Genomic DNA, 16,099 nt, shown 5'->3' with positions numbered 1-16,099 from the left:
CTCACCCCAATCAAACCTGAGCGATCCACTTACGGTGCGTGTGGACAGCCATTAAAAGCCCAAACCCTGACATCAGCGTCACCAGCGAAGTTCCGCCGTAGCTAATGAAAGGAAGCGGCACCCCAACCACCGGCAACAGGCCACTGACCATGCCGATATTGACGAACACATAAACAAAGAAGGTCATCGTCAGGCTGCCGGCGAGCAGCTTACCGAACAGCGTCTGCGCTTGGACAGTAATTACCAGGCCACGCGCAATCAGCAGCGCGTAAACCAACAACAGCAAGCAGATGCCGACCAGGCCGAACTCTTCGCCCAAAACCGCGATGATAAAGTCCGTATGGCTTTCGGGCAAAAAATCCAGGTGCGATTGGGTGCCCAACAACCAGCCTTTTCCGAAAACGCCGCCCGAGCCGATGGCCGCTTTCGATTGAATAATGTTCCAGCCAGTGCCCAGCGGATCGCTCTCCGGATCGAGGAATGTGAGCACCCGCTGCTTCTGGTAGTCGTGCATCACGAAGAACCACATCGCGATCGCCACCGGCACTACAGCCGCCACCGCGCCTAGGATCCAGCGCCATTGCAGCCCGGCCATAAACAGTACAAACGCGCCCGAGGCGAGAATCAGCAACGAGGTGCCAAGGTCGGGTTGGCGGATCACCAACACGAACGGAATGCCGATCAAGGCGAGGCTGATAACGATGTGTTTAAGCCGTGGCGGTAAATTGTGTCGAGCCATGTACCAGGCGATGGTCGCCGGCATGAGGATCTTCATAAACTCCGCCGGCTGGAACCGAATGATGCCGGGGATGTTGATCCAGCGAGTAGCGCCCATGGCGTTGTGGCCCATGACGTCCACCACCACCAACAGCCCCACGCCCGCCAGGTAACCGAGCGGCACCCAGCGCGCCAGGAAGCGCGGTTCGAACTGAGCGATCACGCACATGGCCACGGCGCCCAGGCCGAACGAGGTGGCTTGCTTCAACAGCAGGTCAACGTTCTTGCCGCTGGCTGAATACAGCACGAACAGGCTGCCGGCCGCGAGCACGGTAAGCAGCACGAACAACTGGCCGTCGATGTGCAGGCGCTGCAACAAACTGGCGCGCCGACGCATCACGTCTTCGTTGGAAATTGTCCGGTCGAAGTTATTACTCATGCTGCCCCACAGTAAGCGCTATTCATGACGGGGCGCCTCAGCCGTAACCGGCGGTGCGTATTGCGGTTTCAGTTGGCCGTTTTCGCCCAGCAGCCAGGCGTCCATCACAGCCTTGGCCACCGGCGCCGCCACGCTGGAACCGCCCTCGCCGTTTTCAATCATCACAGCCACGGCAATTTTCGGCGATTCGGCCGGCGCGAAGGCGATGAACAGCGCGTGGTCGCGGTGGCGTTCGTCGAGCTTGGAGCGGTCGTACTTCTCGCCCTGCTTGATCGCCACCACCTGCGCGGTGCCGCTCTTGCCGGCGATGCGGTAGGTCGAGGTGTCGCCGACTTTGTGTGCGGTGCCGCGCGGGTTGTGCATCACCTGTTGCATACCGGCGCTCACTTGCGCCCAGTCGCCGGGGTTACGCAGCACAATATCGGGCATGGGGTTGGGGTCGACTGGCGGCACGCCGTCCACGGTTTTCGCCAGGTGCGGACGAATCCATTTGCCGTGGTTGGCCACCAACGCCGACACCTGCGCCAACTGCAACGGTGTGGTTTGCATGTAGCCCTGGCCGATGCCGAGAATCAGCGTTTCGCCCGGGAACCAGGCTTGGCGATAGCGACCGCGTTTCCAGTCGCGGCTGGGCATCAGGCCGGGCGATTCTTCGAACATGTCCAGCGACACCTTCTGGCCGATGCCAAAACGGCTCATGTAGGTGTACAGGCGGTCAATGCCGAGCTTGTGCGCGAGGTCGTAAAAGTAGGTGTCGTTGGACCGCATGATCGCGGCTTGCAAGTCCACCGAGCCGTCGCCACTGCGGTTCCAGTTGCGGTATTTGTGGTCGTAGTTGGGCAATTGGTAAAAGCCCGGGTCGTACACGCGCGTGCTCGGTGTCACCACGCCGGAGTCCAGCCCGGCAATCGCCACGGCGGGCTTGATGGTCGAGCCGGGCGGATACAACCCGCGCAGCACGCGGTTGAACAACGGCCGGTCCGGCGAGTCGCGCAGCTCGGAGTAAGCCTTGAAGCCGATGCCGGTGACAAACAGGTTGGGGTCGAAACTCGGCTGGCTGACCATCGCCAGCACTTCGCCGGTGTTCGGGTCCAGCGCCACAACGGAACCACGGCGCCCGCCCAGTGCGGCTTCGGCGGCTTCCTGCAGGTGAATGTCCATGCTCAGCACAATGTCGGCGCCGGGCACCGGGTCGGTGCGTTTGAGCACGCGCAGAACGCGACCACGGGCGTTGGTTTCGACTTCTTCGTAGCCCACCTGGCCATGCAACTGCGCCTCGTAGAAGCGCTCGATACCGGTTTTGCCGATATGGTGGGTGCCGCTGTAATTCACCGGGTCGAGCACTTTCAGCTCGGCCTCGTTGATGCGCCCGACATACCCCACGGAGTGAGCGAAGTGTTCGCCTTGCGGGTAATGGCGAACCAACTGCGCCACCACTTCCACGCCTGGCAGGCGGAATTGATTCACGGCGATGCGGGCGATCTGTTCTTCGCTCAGCTCGAACAGAATGGGCACCGGCTCAAAGGGGCGACGGCCCTGACGCATACGCCGCTCAAACAGGGTGCGGTCTTCGGGGGTCAGCTCCAGCACTTCGACGATGACGTCGAGCACTTGCTGCCAGTCGCCGGCACGCTCGCGGGTCATGCTCAGGCTGAAGCTTGGCCGGTTGTCGGCCACCACCACGCCATTGCGGTCGAAAATCAGCCCACGGGTGGGCGGAACCGGCTGCACATGCACGCGGTTGTTTTCAGAAAGGGTCGAGTGGTACTCGTACTGAATCACCTGCAGGTAATACAGGCGCGCAATCAGCACCACGATCAACAAACAGATGGCGACCGCCCCCACCACCACGCGATTGCGAACTTGGCGGGCGTCTTTCTCGTGGTCCTTGAGGCGGATCGGCTGCGGCATTACGAGGCTTTATTTGTGATAAGGGTGCCCGGACAACACGGTCCAGGCGCGATAAATCTGTTCACCGAGCAGAATGCGCACCAGCGGATGCGGCAACGTCAGCGGCGACAACGACCAGCGCTGTTCGCTGCGAGCCTGCACTTCGGGCGCCAGACCCTCCGGGCCGCCGACCATCAAGTTGATGGTGCGCGCATCCAGACGCCAACGCTCCAGCTCCGCCGCCAACTGCTCAGTGCTCCACGGTTTACCCGTGACCTCCAGCGTGACGATCTTTTCCCCCGGTTGCACCTTCGCCAGCATGGCCTCGCCTTCCTGACGGATCAGGCGCGCCACGTCGGCATTCTTGCCACGGGTGTTCAGGGGAATTTCCACCAGTTCAAGCGGCAGCTCGGCAGGCAGACGTTTGGCATATTCCTGCCAACCGTCTTCCACCCAGCGCGGCATGCGCGAACCGACAGCGATCAGTCGTATACGCAAGGGGTGCCCTTACTCGCCGTCGCTGTTGAACTGTCCCGCGCTGTTCTGGTTCTGCGCACGGCTTTGCTCGGCGCCCTGCCACAGACGCTCCAGGTCGTAGAACTGGCGAGCGGTTGGCAGCATCACGTGAACGACGATGTCGCCCAGGTCGAGCAGTGCCCATTCGCCGGTGTCCAGGCCTTCGCTGCCCAGCGGGCGAACGCCCTTTTCTTTGACCTTTTCCAGCACGTTGTCCACCAGGGACTTCACGTGACGGTTGGAGGTACCGCTGGCGATCACCATGAAATCGGTGATGCTGGTTTTGCCGCGTACATCGATGGTGGTGATGTCTTGGGCTTTGATGTCTTCAAGGGCGGCGACGGCCAATTTGACCAGGTCTTCGCTCGGCATTACGGGCTTGCTCATAGTTAACTCGTTTCTCGTGTCTAGTTCTGCGCGCGGTACAGTCCGTGCGCATTGATGTAGGCCAGCACCGCGTCGGGCACCAGAAAACGCACCGACTTTCCGCTGGCCAGCAGATTCCGGATCTGGGTGGCAGACACCGCAAGCGGGGTCTGCCAGATAAAAGCAATCTGGCCGCCGGGACCGCTCATGGTCAGCGGGTCGCTGACACTGCGGGCTGCCAGAACATCACGCAGCGCTTGCGGCGCTTCGCTGTCGGCATCCGGACGTTGCAACACCAGGATGTGACAGTGGTCCAGCAATTCTTCCCAACGATGCCAGGTCGGCAGGCCGCAAAACGCGTCCCACCCCAGCAGTAAAAACAGTTGATCCTCAACCGCCAGTTCCGCGCGCAACGACTCCAGCGTTTCGATGCTGTAAGAGGGCCGATCGCGCTTGAGTTCGCGGTCGTCCACCGTCAGCAACGGCACCCCGGCAACGGCCTGCTCGACCATGGCCAAGCGGTCCGGCGCCGACACTTGCGGGGCGTCGCGGTGCGGCGGACGGGCGTTGGGAATCAGGCGCAGCTCGTCCAGCGCCATGAACTCCGCCACTTCCAGGGCGCTGCGCAAATGGCCGACGTGCACCGGGTTGAACGTGCCGCCGAGCACGCCAATGCGTTTGCCCACCGCTGTTGGTTCAGTGTTCAAGTACGGATATGACCGTCGCCGAACACCACGTACTTCTCACTGGTCAGCCCTTCCAGGCCAACCGGACCACGGGCGTGCAGCTTGTCGGTGCTGATACCGATCTCTGCGCCCAGGCCGTATTCGAAGCCATCGGCGAAACGCGTCGAGGCGTTGATCATCACCGAGGCGGAATCCACTTCAGTGATAAAGCGCCGGCCGTGGGTGAAGTTCTCAGTGACGATGGAATCGGTGTGCTGCGAACCGTAGGTGTTGATGTGCTCGATGGCTTCGTCGAGGCTGTCGACGATACGAATCGACAAGATCGGCGCGGTGTATTCAGTGCGCCAGTCTTCTTCAGTGGCTTCCAGCACATCGCTGCCCAGCAGCGCGCGAGTGCGCGGGCAACCGCGCAGCTCAACCTTTTTGTCGCGATAAATAGCGGCCAGCGGCGGCAACACGCGCTCAGCAATAGCGGCGTGCACCAGCAAGGTTTCCATGGTGTTGCACGGCGCGTAGCGCTGGGTTTTGGCGTTGTCGGCAATGCGGATGGCTTTGTCGATATCGGCCGCGGCATCGATAAACACGTGGCAGATGCCGTCCAGGTGTTTGATCACCGGCACTTTGGCATCGCGGCTGATGCGCTCGATCAGGCTTTTGCCGCCGCGCGGCACGATCACATCCACATACTCGGGCATGGTGATCAGCGCGCCCACGGCGGCGCGGTCAGTGGTTTCCACCACTTGCACGGCGGCCGCTGGCAAACCGGCTTCGGCCAGGCCTTGCTGAATGCAGGCGGCGATGGCGCGGTTGGAATTAATCGCTTCCGAGCCGCCGCGCAAAATGGTGGCGTTGCCCGACTTCAGGCACAGGCTGGCGGCGTCGATGGTCACGTTCGGACGCGACTCGTAAATGATGCCGATCACACCCAACGGCACGCGCATTTTGCCCACCTGAATGCCGGAGGGCAGGTAACGCATGTCGCGGATTTCGCCGATGGGGTCTGGCAAGGTGGCCACCTGACGCAAGCCTTCGATCATCTCGTCGATGCGCGCGGGGGTCAGGGCCAGGCGGTCCAGCAAGGCGGGTTCAAGGTTGTTGGCGCGGCCGTTGGCGAGGTCTTGCTCGTTGGCAGCGGTGAGTTCGGCGCGGGCTGCATCCAGGGCAGCGGCGGCGGCGTGCAGGGCACGGTTCTTCTGCGCAGTGCTAGCGCGGGCCACCACACGGGAGGCCTCACGGGCAGTGCGACCCAGGCGGGTCATGTAGTCGAGCACGGACTCAGTCATGTCGAGGCGGTCTGGCAGTCGGGAAAGCGGCTGATTATAGCGGCGCGGCGGGCCCACGCCCAGCGGCGTCTGGCGGGTGGTAAACAGGGCGTTACAACTCAGCCGCCGGTAACACTGACAAGCACAGCGCGCGCGCCTCGCCGCGAGACGGTGACACTTGCCCGCACACCGCGCCCCCGCTCCGCCCGAAGGTTAGGTAAACAAACGGGGCGCAGATGTCTACCGTGCAGTCATAGCCAATTGCCCACCGCCAGGGACGGGCAACACAACCATGACAGGTGAAGGGAGACGCGCCATGCGCTATCGCACCGACTACAGTCCGGCGCTGTTGGTAGAGCCCAGCCCGTTTGTGCAACTGGGGCAATGGCGCGTGCAGTACCAAGCCTATTCCACCCGCGCCGACGACCCGCGCAGCCCGGTGCTGTTGCTAGGCGGCGCGTTCCAATGCTTCCGCTCGTTTGCCAGCGAAGTGGACGAACTGCTGATCGATCACCCGGTCATTTTGCTCGACCTGCCCAGCCAGGGCGGCAACCTGCAACTGGCGCCCGAACTGAGCCTGGAAGCGCTCGCCGACCTGATCGCCGCCTTCGCCAGCGAACTCAACGTGCCGCCACTGATGCCCATTGGTTTGTCTTACGGTTCGGCGTTGGCCGCGCTGTTTGCGGCCCGGCACCCGCAGCACTGCGCGCGACTGCTGTTGGCCGGTATCACCGCCTTTGGCCGCCGGGGCGCGCGGGTATTACTGGAAGAAAGCCTGGCGCTGCTGGCCGAGGGGCGTTGCGCCGAGTTTGCCCACGGCGCCGTGACCGGCCTGCTCAACCCCACTCGCAGTCAGGAAACCGGCGTAGCGCCGGTGTTTCGCAAAGCCCTGCTGCGCCAGTTGCAACGCTTGTCGGCGACTGAAATCGAGCGCTACCGGCAAAACAGCCAGCGCCTGCTGGCCTTTGCCGGCTTCCACCAGCACCCCATTTGCCCGACCCTGGTGCTCGCCGGTGAATACGACCACTTCACCCAGCCGTGGGAACACACCGTATTTGCCAGCGCCTGCGCCGACGCCCAGTGCGCGCTGATTCACAACGCCGACCACCTCGCCCAATTCGAACAGCGCAACGCCTGCGCCAGTTTGTACAACCCGTTCCTGCGCGGCGAACCGCTGCCGTTGATCAGCCCCGGCAGCACCCACCTGCCGCGCAGCCAGTGGCCGCACCTGGAAAAACGCCACGAACCGCGAAATCCGCCGCTGCATAACCGCGCGCGGTTGCTGCATCCGGTGATAGGTGAACTGAATGTCGACGTGAACGAACTCGGATTTTTTGGCGGGCTCTTACAGCGCGACTTGCCAACCCTAATGCCGCAACGCGGCTGGCAACTGCAGATGGTTGATATGCCCGCCATGGCGATTCTGCCCGTGCGAAGCAGCAGCGCGGAATTGGCCTGGGTGTTTGCGCACACCGATGCAGCAGGGAGTGCGGCGCTGGCCGAACGGGTGAGGCAAGGGGCGATGCCTACGGTTGCCTGCGCCTAAAGAGCGCCGTAACGCCGCCCTCTCCCCCGGCCCCTCTCCCGCAAGCGGGCGAGGGGTGACGTTTCCTTTCGAGCGACTCGATCAGCCCCCTCGCCCGCCTGCGGGAGAGGGTTGGGGAGAGGGGCCGTTGATTTTCACACCGATGCCTCAATCACCCGCACCAACGTCGCCTGCGTCACCGGCGGCAACCCTTGGCTGTGCAGCGCCGGGTCCAGCACCTCGGTGTGGCGAAAACCGCACCGGGCAAACGCCTCGATAATCTCGTCCGCATTGCTGTAGTGCAGCGGGTAATTGCCCCGCGTCAGCCGCCCGATAATGCCCACGCCCCAGCGCAGCTGGCGGTAGCGCGGGTGCTCTTTAAGGTCGGGGTATAGGTCGGTGAGGTAGATGCCGTGCGGAAAACTTTTTAATTGCGCCGCCAAGGCCGTCCAGAATCCTTCAATCACTGGCCGCTCGAAGTAGTTCACCAGTCCCTCGGTAATCACCACCACGGGCTCCGATCGATCCAGCCCGGCGAACAACGCTTCCAAACTTTGCTCGGCCAGAATGTCGACCGAGCGCACCTGATGGCGGCCGTTGAGCCAGCCTTCGCTGTGCAGCAGCAGGCGTTTGCGCACGGCCATGCCCGGCAGGTCGGCTTCCAGATAACGCACGTCGGGGTAACGCTGGCAAAAGCGCCGACCGCGCGGCGACAGCCCGCAGGCAATTTCCACCACCTGACGCACGCCCCGCTCTTCGATGGCGGCGGTGAGCCGAGCGTCCAGCAGCAGGTGCCGCTGCAACAAAAGGTGCTCGATATCCAACCCAAAGCCCACCCGCGCACCCCAGGCAATCGGACTCAGCAGGCCGTGCACCCAGCGGCCGAATGGCGTGGCAAAGGCGGCGTCGCTCAGTTGATGGCGGTACCAGACGTAGCCGGTGTAATGGGCGCTGGGGCTGATGTGGGCACTGTCGGCGCGGCTGCGGTCGGGCATGGCCAAAGCTCTTATTGTTATGATCGCCCGAGCCTAAGCCTTGCCCCTGCGTGATGACAGCCCATGCCGAGTGATCCCACCCTTAGTTTGCCCACCGCTTCGCGACCCAACTGGCCAGAAGGCCGCGCCCTGCCCGATCACTTTTTCGACCGCGACGCGCAGTTGCTGGCGCAGTCGCTGCTGGGCAAAGTCATCCGCCACCGCGTCGGCGACTTGTGGCTCGCGGCACGCATCATCGAAACCGAGGCCTATTACTTCGCCGAAAAAGGCAGCCACGCTTCCTTGGGCTACACGGAGAAACGCCGGGCGCTGTTCCTCGATGGCGGACACATTTATATGTACTACGCGCGCGGCGGCGACTCGCTGAACTTCAGCGCCCACGGGCCGGGCAACGCGGTGCTGATTAAATCGGCGTTTCCTTATACCGACGCCCACAGCGGCCCGGAATGCCTGGCGCGCATGCAGCAGAACAACCCCGACAGCCAGGGCCAGCCGCGCTCGTTGGAAAAACTCTGTAACGGTCAGACCCTGCTGTGCCGCGCCCTCGGCCTTAAAGTGCCGGCCTGGGATGGCAAACGCTTCGACCCCGAGCGGTTTTTTGTCGAAGATGTCGGCTACGCCCCCGAGCAGATAATTCAAACCACCCGCCTGGGCATTCCCCTCGGCCGCGATGAACATTTGCTCTACCGCTTTGTCGATGCTGCTTACGCCCGCCACTGCACGCGCAATCCTCTGCGCCGTGGGCAACTGGAAAATCAGGATTTCTACTACATGATCTCGCAACAGGACCTTGCCCCATGACGGAGTGGCTCAACCAACTCACCGGCTGGCTCAGCGCCAACCCTCAATGGCTGGGCATCGCCATTTTTGTCGTGGCCTGCGTGGAGTGCCTGGCGATTGCCGGCATCATCGTGCCCGGCACGGTGCTGCTGTTCGCCATTGCTGTGCTGGCCGGCAGCGGCGCCCTGACCCTCGGCGAAACCCTGCTGCTGGGTTACACCGGCGGCCTGCTGGGCGATGCCATTTCCTATGCGCTAGGCCGGCGCTTTCACCAGAACATCCGCAACCTGCCGGGCCTGCGCACCCACCCCGAATGGCTGGCCAGCGCCGAGAGTTACTTCCAGCGCTACGGCGTGGCGAGTCTTTTGGTGGGCCGCTATATCGGCCCGCTGCGCCCGATGTTGCCGATGGTGGCCGGCATGCTCGACATGCCGTTGCCGCGCTTCATTATCGTCAGCCTGATTGCCGCGGCCGGCTGGTCGATTGCGTACTTGATGCCCGGCTGGGCCACTGGCGCCGCCATGCGTTTGCCATTGCCGGAAGGCTTCTGGGGACAAGCCGCCGTGGTGGCCGCCGCGTTGGCGGTGTTTATCGGCATCAGCCTGCAAGGCGCGCTGCGCCAACAACACCGTGCCACCGCCTGGATGGCTGGCATGGGCTTTGTGCTGCTGATCGCCATGCTGATCGGCTACCCGCGCCTGGGTCAGCTCGACCAAGGCCTGATGGCGCTGGTGCAAGAACAGCGGCAACCGGCGATGGACAGCATCATCACCATCATCACGCGCCTGGGCGACTTCCGCACCCAGCTCACGGTCGGCATCATGCTCTGCCTGATGCTGCTGGTGGCTCGCCAATACCGCAGCTTTCTCTTCGCCACCGGCACCATGCTGGGCTGCGCCATCGCCAACCATTTCCTGAAACTGTTCTTTGGCCGCGCCCGCCCGGAAATCCTGCTGGAGCCGCTGCACAGCTTCAGCATGCCCAGCGGCCATAGCTCGGGAGCGTTTGCGTTTTTCCTGACGTTGGCGGTGTTGGCGGGGCGTGGTCAGCCGGTGCGAATGCGCCTGACCTGGCTGCTGCTGGCCGTGATTCCGGCGTTGGCGATTGCTTTGTCGCGGGTGTACCTGGGCGTGCATTGGCCAACCGACATCATCGCCGGCGCACTGCTTGCCGCCACGGCGTGCGCCGCAAGCCTGACGTGCTCGCAATGGCGTCAGCCCTTGCCGGCCATGGCACCGCGCGTGTGGTGGTTGGTGCTGCCGGCGTGCCTGGCCGTGCTGGCCGCCCATGCCAGTTGGGCGTTGCCACAGGCGTTGGAGCAGTATCGGTATGCGCCGATGGTGCCGTGAAAAAATCGCGGCTAAAGCCGCTCCTACAGTCCAACGCAAGTCTGTAGGAGCGGCTTCAGCCGCGATGCTGTTGATCTAGGCGGTCATCTCGCCCTGCAACTCGTCCAGCATCCCCTGAATGGCATCGAGCCGTTCTAGCGGATCATCAATCGCCAGCAGTTGCAGCTTTTGCTCGACATCGAACGGCAGCAGATACGCCAGTTGATACCCCAAGCTCTGCTGCCCCGTCGCCTCATTGCCCATGCCCAATTCCGACACCATCGGGTGCTGAGCCAGCGCTTGCAGCAGCGCGGCCAGGTCGGCGTGTTCGGGCAGCAGCGGGAAGTCCGAGGCCTCGTCGGCCCAGGTAACCTCGGCGGTGGTCAGTTGGTCGCGCTGCACGTGCGAGCGTTGCACATGGAAGCGCCGGGCGCCCTCCACGCGAATGCCGAGCAAGCCGTTGGGCTGCTGTTTCCAGTCGCGAATCACCGCTTCGCAGCCGGCTTGGGCGAAGCTGTCTGCCGCCTCGCCCACTTCGCGACCTTCGAGAATGCACACCACGCCGAAGCCTTCGTTGCGTTTCATGCAGGCGCTGATCATGTCCAGATAACGCGCTTCGAAAATTTGCAGGTCGAGCACGCTGCCGGGGAACAGCACCACATTGAGGGGAAACAACGGCACCATCTTTCTCGCTCCTGATTCACTCGTAGGGCTGTGACAACGGTTGCGCCGGGATGATCAGCTGAAAAGCGCCACGGCCAGCGGCAGCGCCACGGCCGTGCCGACACCCATCAAGCTCATGGCCAGCGCAGCGAAGGCGCCACATTCTTCGCCTTCTTGCAGGGCGCGCGAGGTGCCGACGGCGTGGGCGGTCATGCCCAGGGCCAAGCCTTGCGCCGCCGGGTGGCGAACGCCGATGCGGCGCAGCAGTTCAGGCCCGAGGATGGCGCCGATCACGCCGGTGATCAGCACGAACACCGCCGCCAGCGCGGCAATGCCGCCAATCTGATCAGCGACCAACATGGCAATGGGCGAGGTCACCGATTTGGGTGCCATGCTCATCAGCATCATGTGGTCGGCGCCGAACCACCAGGCCAGCAACACGCCCATGCCGGTGGCCACCACGCCGCCGATTAACAGGGTCAGCAAAGTCGGCCAGAACAGTTGGCGAATCCGTTTCAGGTTCAAAAACAGCGGCACCGCCAGGGCGACGGTGGCAGGGCCGAGAAAGATGGTCAGGGCTTTGGCGCTGTCTTTGTATTCGTCGTAGCTCAGGCCACAGGCCACCAGCACGGCGATTACGGCAAGCATCGAGACCAGCACCGGCTGCAGGAAAAACCAGCGGGTTTTCTCGTAGGCGGCAAGCGCCAATTGGTACGCGGCCAGGGTGACGCCAACGCCAAACAAAGGGTGGTGAATGAGCGCCTGCCAGGCGCCGGCGACATCAAACATCTCGCTCACCTCGCTTGCGCTGCTGACGGTCGATGAGCTTTTGCATCATCCAGCCGGCGAACAGCATCGACAGCAGCACCGACAACACCAACGAGCCGCCCACCGCCCAGAAGTCGGCGGCAATCGCCTTGGCATACACCATCACGCCCACCGCTGCCGGCACCAGCAACAGCGGCAAATACCGCAGCAAGCTCGACGAGGCCACGGAGATCGATTCGTCCACCTCGCCCTGCCAGATCAGGTAACCGAGCAGCAGCACCAGCCCAATGATCGGGCCCGGCAGCATGTGCAAAAACAGCACGTTCAATACCGTGCCAAGCAGTTGAAAAACCACCAACCAGGTCAGGCCACGTAACAGCATGAGGTTCTCCAATGCAGACCCGGCGGGCGCTGCCACCGGGGTAAAAAATTGCGTCGGGCATTATAAGCACGCTAAGCAAAACGCCCCAACCAGACCGTCGCGCCGGCTGTATGGGCTGTTATTCGCCGCAGCGATGCAGGGTTGACCGTCTTCACCTCGCGTGATGATCTACGGGCATGGACGTTTCAACAAAAACAAAACCCGTCTCCCCAAGGAGGACATATGCCATTGGTACCCGTCGCTGAACTGAAATCCTACATCGGCAAAGAACTTGGCCACTCCGAGTGGCTGACGATTGACCAGGAACGCATCAACCAATTCGCCGAGTGCACGGGCGACCATCAATTCATTCACGTCGACCCGGAAAAAGCCGCCAAGACGCCGTTCGGCAGCACCATCGCCCATGGCTTCCTGTCGCTGTCGCTGATTCCGGTGCTGATGGAGAAAATCGCCCTGGCCCCCGAAGGGCTGAAAATGGCGGTGAACTACGGCCTGGACAGCGTGCGTTTTATCCAGCCGGTGAAAGTGAACTCGCGCGTGCGTGTGTCGGCCAGCGTGATCGACATCACCGAGAAAAACCCGGGCCAGTGGCTGCTCAAAGCCAAATGCACCCTGGAAATCGAAGGCCAGGCCAAGCCGGCGTATATCGCTGAGTCGCTGAGCTTGTACTTCGTCTGATTCTGGACGGTGTGGAACAACAGGGCGCTTCGGCGCCCTGTTTTTTTGGGGAAGCATCGCGGCATACTCCGCCCAAACCCCGATCCAACATGGACGTTCTCCCCCATGCGCCACCTCTCCCTCCTCGCCCTGGCCCTGCTGCTAACCGCCTGCGGCAAAGGCGAACCGCTGACCCCGCCCAACGCCGTACTCCCCGATGGCGGCCGTTATCGCGGCGAGGTCGTCGAGGGTTTGCTGCAAGGCAAAGGCCGGATCGATTACCCCAACGGCAGTTGGTATGAAGGCACGTTCAAAGACGGCCTGATGGATGGCGAAGGCGAACTGCACCACTCGGACGGCACTCATTACAAAGGCGGGTTCGCCAATGGCGACTTCGCCGGGCAAGGCACGCTGACGTACACCGAGGGCAGCAGTTACACCGGCGCCTTCAAGGCAGGCAAACAAGACGGCGTCGGCGCGCTGATCATCAAAGACGGCGACCGCTATCAGGGCGAATTCAAAAACGATCAGTACCACGGCATCGGCAAGCTGCAACGTGCCGACGGCAGCGGCTTTGAAGGCAGCTTCAAGAAAGGCGAGCCCGAAGGCTTCGGCACCACCACCGATGAGCGCGGCAACCAGCTCACCGGCACCTTCAAAAAGGGCGTGATCAATGGCGAAGGCACGCTCAAAGGCGAAGATGGCAGCACGTATGTCGGCAGTTTCAAAAAATCGAATCTGGAGGGCAAAGGCCGCTATCAAAGCGCGGACGGTGACGTCTGGCTCGGCCAGTTCAGCCAGGGCAGCCTGACCGGCAAAGGCCAGTTGGAGCGCACCGACGGCACCCGTTACGACGGCGATTTCAAATACTGGCGTTACCACGGCGAAGGCGTTTTGAAACTGGCAGACGGTGGCCGCTATCAAGGCCACTTCGCCCGTGGCAACTACGACGGCGCCGGCACGCTCACCCTGGCCGACGGCACGGTGCAGAACGGCACCTGGAAGAACGGCAAGCTGGCCCGTGACGCGCAAGGCAATGCCCTGCCCGACCCGCTGGAAGTCGGCCTGTTGCAACAGGGCAAATTGCTAGACCAAGCGCTGACTGCCATTCCCGCCTCCACCCCGGCCGTCGAGCTGTACACCCTGACCCTGGCTGGCGACGGCGACCAAAGCGTGTTCCTGCGCGAGGCCGACTACGTCAGCAACCTGCTGCGCGAGCGCTTCGGCGCCTACGGCCAGATCACCTTGGTGAATCACCGCGACCACATGCTCGACCGCCCGCTGGCCACGCGCGAAAACCTGCGCCGCGCGATAAAAACCCTGGCCGAACGATCGGGCGCCGAAGACGTGGTGTTCATCTACCTTACTAGCCACGGCTCCAGCGACCATCAGCTGAGCCTGGTGCAGCCGGGCCTGGAACTGGCCAATATGCCGGCCCAGGAACTGGCGGAACTGCTCGTGCCATTAAAGAGTCACTACAAAGTGGTCGTCGTTTCGGCGTGTTATTCGGGTGGCTTCATCCCGCACATCAGGGATGACAACACCCTGGTAATGGCCGCCGCGCGCAGTGACAGAACCTCATTCGGCTGCTCCGATGAGGCCGACTTCACCTACTTCGGCCGCGCCTTGTTCGCCGAAGCCCTGAGCAGCACCGACGACCTGGAACGGGCCTTCGAGCAAGCCAAGGCCAGCGTGGCCAAACGCGAGCTGGAAGATGAGTTCGAGCCGTCGGAGCCGCAGCTATGGGCGCCCAAAGGGGTGCTCAACCAGTGGCGCACGTTGCGCGCCGGTCAGGCCAGACAGGCCCTGGCCAAAGGCGCAGCGAGCAACCCCGACGACAGCAACTAGACTTGAGGTTGTCGGATTCCAGGAGGGAGTAGCACCATGTATTTGACCCCACAGAACATCCTGCTCACCGGCGCCACCGGCCTGACCGGCGAACACCTGCTCGACCGTTTGCTCAGCGAGCCCACGGTGCAGCGTGTGCTCGCCCCAACCCGTCGCGCGCTGGCCGAACACACCCACCTGGACAACCCGCAAGGCGACCTGCTGACCTTGTTGCCTACGCTCGATGGCAAACAGGACATCGCCTTTTGCTGCCTGGGCACCACGATCAAACAGGCCGGCTCGCAGGAAGCGTTTCGCGCCGTCGATTACGACATGGTTCTGGCGGTCAGCCAGCGCGCTCGCGACTTGGGTGCGCGGCACTTCCTGCTGATCAGCGCGATGGGCGCCAACCCGAAATCGTCGGTGTTCTACAACCGCGTGAAGGGTGAAGTGGAGCAAGCGCTGATCGCCCAGAACTGGCCGCAGCTGACCATCGCCCGCCCTTCTTTACTGATCGGCGACCGCCTGGAACCGCGCCTTGGCGAACGCCTGCTGGCGCCGATCATGCGCTGGGTGCCGGGTAAATACCGTGGCATTCCGGCCTGCACGCTGGCCCGCGCGCTGTGGCGCCTGGCTTTGGAAGAAGGCGAAGGCGTGCGCATTGTGGAGTCGGACGAATTGCGCCGTCTGGGCCGCTGAGCGCTGCCTATTGCACATTGTTTAACGCACATCGAGCGGCCACTATGGCCGCTCTTTTTTACCGCTCGAGATTGGCCATGACCACCACGTTGCTCTCCGTACTGCAAACCGCCGACATGCTGGAAATCAACGGCCTGTACGCCTGGCAATTCGAACTGCACAGCGACCCGGCCCACCCCGGCCCGGCGTTGCGTATCGAATGCATGGACGGCCGCGAATTGCGCAAATGGCAATTCACCCTGGAGCAGATCGCCGCCGCCCAACACAACGTCGCCAGCGACAGCTGGGCCATCAGCGATGGCAAAGCCAGCCATGAAATCAAAGCACTGGCCGGCATCAACGCCGACAACGCCGATGCGGCGGATGACATGCCGGATGATGATGTGGCTGAGTTGTAAAACCATCGCGGCTAATCGGAATACCCCCAACCGCTCCTCCAGCAGATTGAGGTCTCCTTCAGCAGAGGCGCCACCTTCGGTAGCCTGGGTCCCCGCGTTCGCGAGGACGACGGAGGTTTATCGGTTATCCCCTGTCTCTTATACACATCTCCGAGCCCACGAGACGAAGCGGCACATCGCGTATGCCGTCTTCTGCTTGAA

General features: G+C 62.8%; 17 protein-coding genes. 7 read left to right on the top strand and 10 right to left on the bottom strand.

Going from position 1 to position 16,099, the window contains the following annotated elements:
- Nucleotides 1–10: 10 nt before the first annotated feature.
- The 6 genes from rodA to AC0IW7_RS14540 are packed head-to-tail and all read right to left on the bottom strand — an operon-like array spanning nt 11 to nt 5,897.
- Nucleotides 11–1,114 (bottom strand): rod shape-determining protein RodA, encoded by a 1,104-nt coding sequence (gene rodA, locus AC0IW7_RS14565; RefSeq protein WP_206000647.1) that lies wholly within the window; start codon nt 1,112–1,114, stop codon nt 11–13.
- A gap of 60 nt (nt 1,115–1,174) precedes the next feature.
- Nucleotides 1,175–3,067, bottom strand: coding sequence for a penicillin-binding protein 2 (mrdA, locus tag AC0IW7_RS14560; RefSeq protein ID WP_471818933.1), 1,893 nt, complete (start codon nt 3,065–3,067; stop codon nt 1,175–1,177).
- Between the two features lie 9 nt (nt 3,068–3,076).
- Nucleotides 3,077–3,544, bottom strand: a complete 468-nt coding sequence (gene rlmH, locus AC0IW7_RS14555) for a 23S rRNA (pseudouridine(1915)-N(3))-methyltransferase RlmH (RefSeq protein WP_122493246.1) — start codon at nt 3,542–3,544, stop codon at nt 3,077–3,079.
- A gap of 9 nt (nt 3,545–3,553) precedes the next feature.
- Complete coding sequence (rsfS, locus tag AC0IW7_RS14550) at nt 3,554–3,934, bottom strand: ribosome silencing factor (protein ID WP_471818988.1); 381 nt, start codon at nt 3,932–3,934, stop codon at nt 3,554–3,556.
- 35 nt (nt 3,935–3,969) lie between these two features.
- Nucleotides 3,970–4,614: a nicotinate-nucleotide adenylyltransferase gene (gene nadD, locus AC0IW7_RS14545; RefSeq protein WP_471818986.1), complete on the bottom strand. Its 645-nt coding sequence runs from the start codon at nt 4,612–4,614 to the stop codon at nt 3,970–3,972.
- 17 nt (nt 4,615–4,631) lie between these two features.
- Entirely contained in the window at nt 4,632–5,897 is a 1,266-nt protein-coding gene (locus AC0IW7_RS14540; RefSeq protein ID WP_471818931.1) for a glutamate-5-semialdehyde dehydrogenase, read from the bottom strand.
- Nucleotides 5,898–6,192: 295 nt separating this feature from the next.
- Here AC0IW7_RS14540 and AC0IW7_RS14535 point away from each other — a divergent pair, with 295 nt between their 5' ends.
- Nucleotides 6,193–7,422: an alpha/beta fold hydrolase gene (locus AC0IW7_RS14535; RefSeq protein WP_471818929.1), complete on the top strand. Its 1,230-nt coding sequence runs from the start codon at nt 6,193–6,195 to the stop codon at nt 7,420–7,422.
- Between the two features lie 134 nt (nt 7,423–7,556).
- Here the strand turns inward: AC0IW7_RS14535 and AC0IW7_RS14530 are convergent, their stop codons facing one another.
- Nucleotides 7,557–8,396 carry a class I SAM-dependent methyltransferase gene (locus tag AC0IW7_RS14530; protein ID WP_471818927.1) on the bottom strand — a complete coding sequence of 280 codons (840 nt, stop codon included), beginning with the start codon at nt 8,394–8,396 and terminating at the stop codon, nt 7,557–7,559.
- Between the two features lie 63 nt (nt 8,397–8,459).
- Between AC0IW7_RS14530 and AC0IW7_RS14525 the strand changes: the two genes are divergently transcribed.
- Nucleotides 8,460–9,197, top strand: coding sequence for a DNA-3-methyladenine glycosylase (locus tag AC0IW7_RS14525; RefSeq protein WP_471818925.1), 738 nt, complete (start codon nt 8,460–8,462; stop codon nt 9,195–9,197).
- A complete protein-coding gene (locus AC0IW7_RS14520; RefSeq protein WP_471818923.1) occupies nt 9,194–10,525 on the top strand; it encodes a bifunctional DedA family/phosphatase PAP2 family protein in 1,332 nt (443 codons plus the stop codon). Before AC0IW7_RS14525 ends, AC0IW7_RS14520 begins: the two co-directional genes overlap by 4 nt.
- Nucleotides 10,526–10,600: 75 nt before the next feature.
- On the opposite strand, the gene AC0IW7_RS14515 is transcribed toward AC0IW7_RS14520, so the two are convergent.
- From AC0IW7_RS14515 to AC0IW7_RS14505, 3 genes are read right to left on the bottom strand one after another with little or no spacing between them, the layout of a single operon-like run.
- On the bottom strand, nt 10,601–11,188 hold the full coding sequence (locus AC0IW7_RS14515; protein ID WP_471818921.1) for an LON peptidase substrate-binding domain-containing protein: 588 nt from the start codon (nt 11,186–11,188) through the stop codon (nt 10,601–10,603).
- A 54-nt stretch (nt 11,189–11,242) separates the two neighbouring features.
- A complete protein-coding gene (locus AC0IW7_RS14510) occupies nt 11,243–11,956 on the bottom strand; it encodes an LrgB family protein (protein WP_471818919.1) in 714 nt (237 codons plus the stop codon).
- Nucleotides 11,949–12,317: a CidA/LrgA family protein gene (locus AC0IW7_RS14505; protein WP_122493255.1), complete on the bottom strand. Its 369-nt coding sequence runs from the start codon at nt 12,315–12,317 to the stop codon at nt 11,949–11,951. Before AC0IW7_RS14505 ends, AC0IW7_RS14510 begins: the two co-directional genes overlap by 8 nt.
- Before the next feature lie 222 nt (nt 12,318–12,539).
- Between AC0IW7_RS14505 and AC0IW7_RS14500 the strand changes: the two genes are divergently transcribed.
- From AC0IW7_RS14500 to AC0IW7_RS14485, 4 genes are all read left to right on the top strand, one after another.
- Nucleotides 12,540–12,995: a MaoC family dehydratase gene (locus AC0IW7_RS14500; RefSeq protein ID WP_122450688.1), complete on the top strand. Its 456-nt coding sequence runs from the start codon at nt 12,540–12,542 to the stop codon at nt 12,993–12,995.
- 105 nt (nt 12,996–13,100) lie between these two features.
- Nucleotides 13,101–14,822: a C13 family peptidase gene (locus AC0IW7_RS14495; protein ID WP_471818917.1), complete on the top strand. Its 1,722-nt coding sequence runs from the start codon at nt 13,101–13,103 to the stop codon at nt 14,820–14,822.
- Between the two features lie 36 nt (nt 14,823–14,858).
- On the top strand, nt 14,859–15,500 hold the full coding sequence (locus tag AC0IW7_RS14490) for an oxidoreductase (protein ID WP_471818915.1): 642 nt from the start codon (nt 14,859–14,861) through the stop codon (nt 15,498–15,500).
- A 77-nt stretch (nt 15,501–15,577) separates the two neighbouring features.
- Nucleotides 15,578–15,898, top strand: coding sequence for a DUF5629 family protein (locus AC0IW7_RS14485; protein ID WP_471818913.1), 321 nt, complete (start codon nt 15,578–15,580; stop codon nt 15,896–15,898).
- The last annotated feature ends 201 nt before the right edge of the window (nt 15,899–16,099 follow it).

It is taken from the genome of Pseudomonas sp. AC229, from assembly GCF_979254655.1.
Note: the sequence above shows the minus strand (reverse complement) of the source record. Positions and strands in the feature narration are given on the sequence as shown.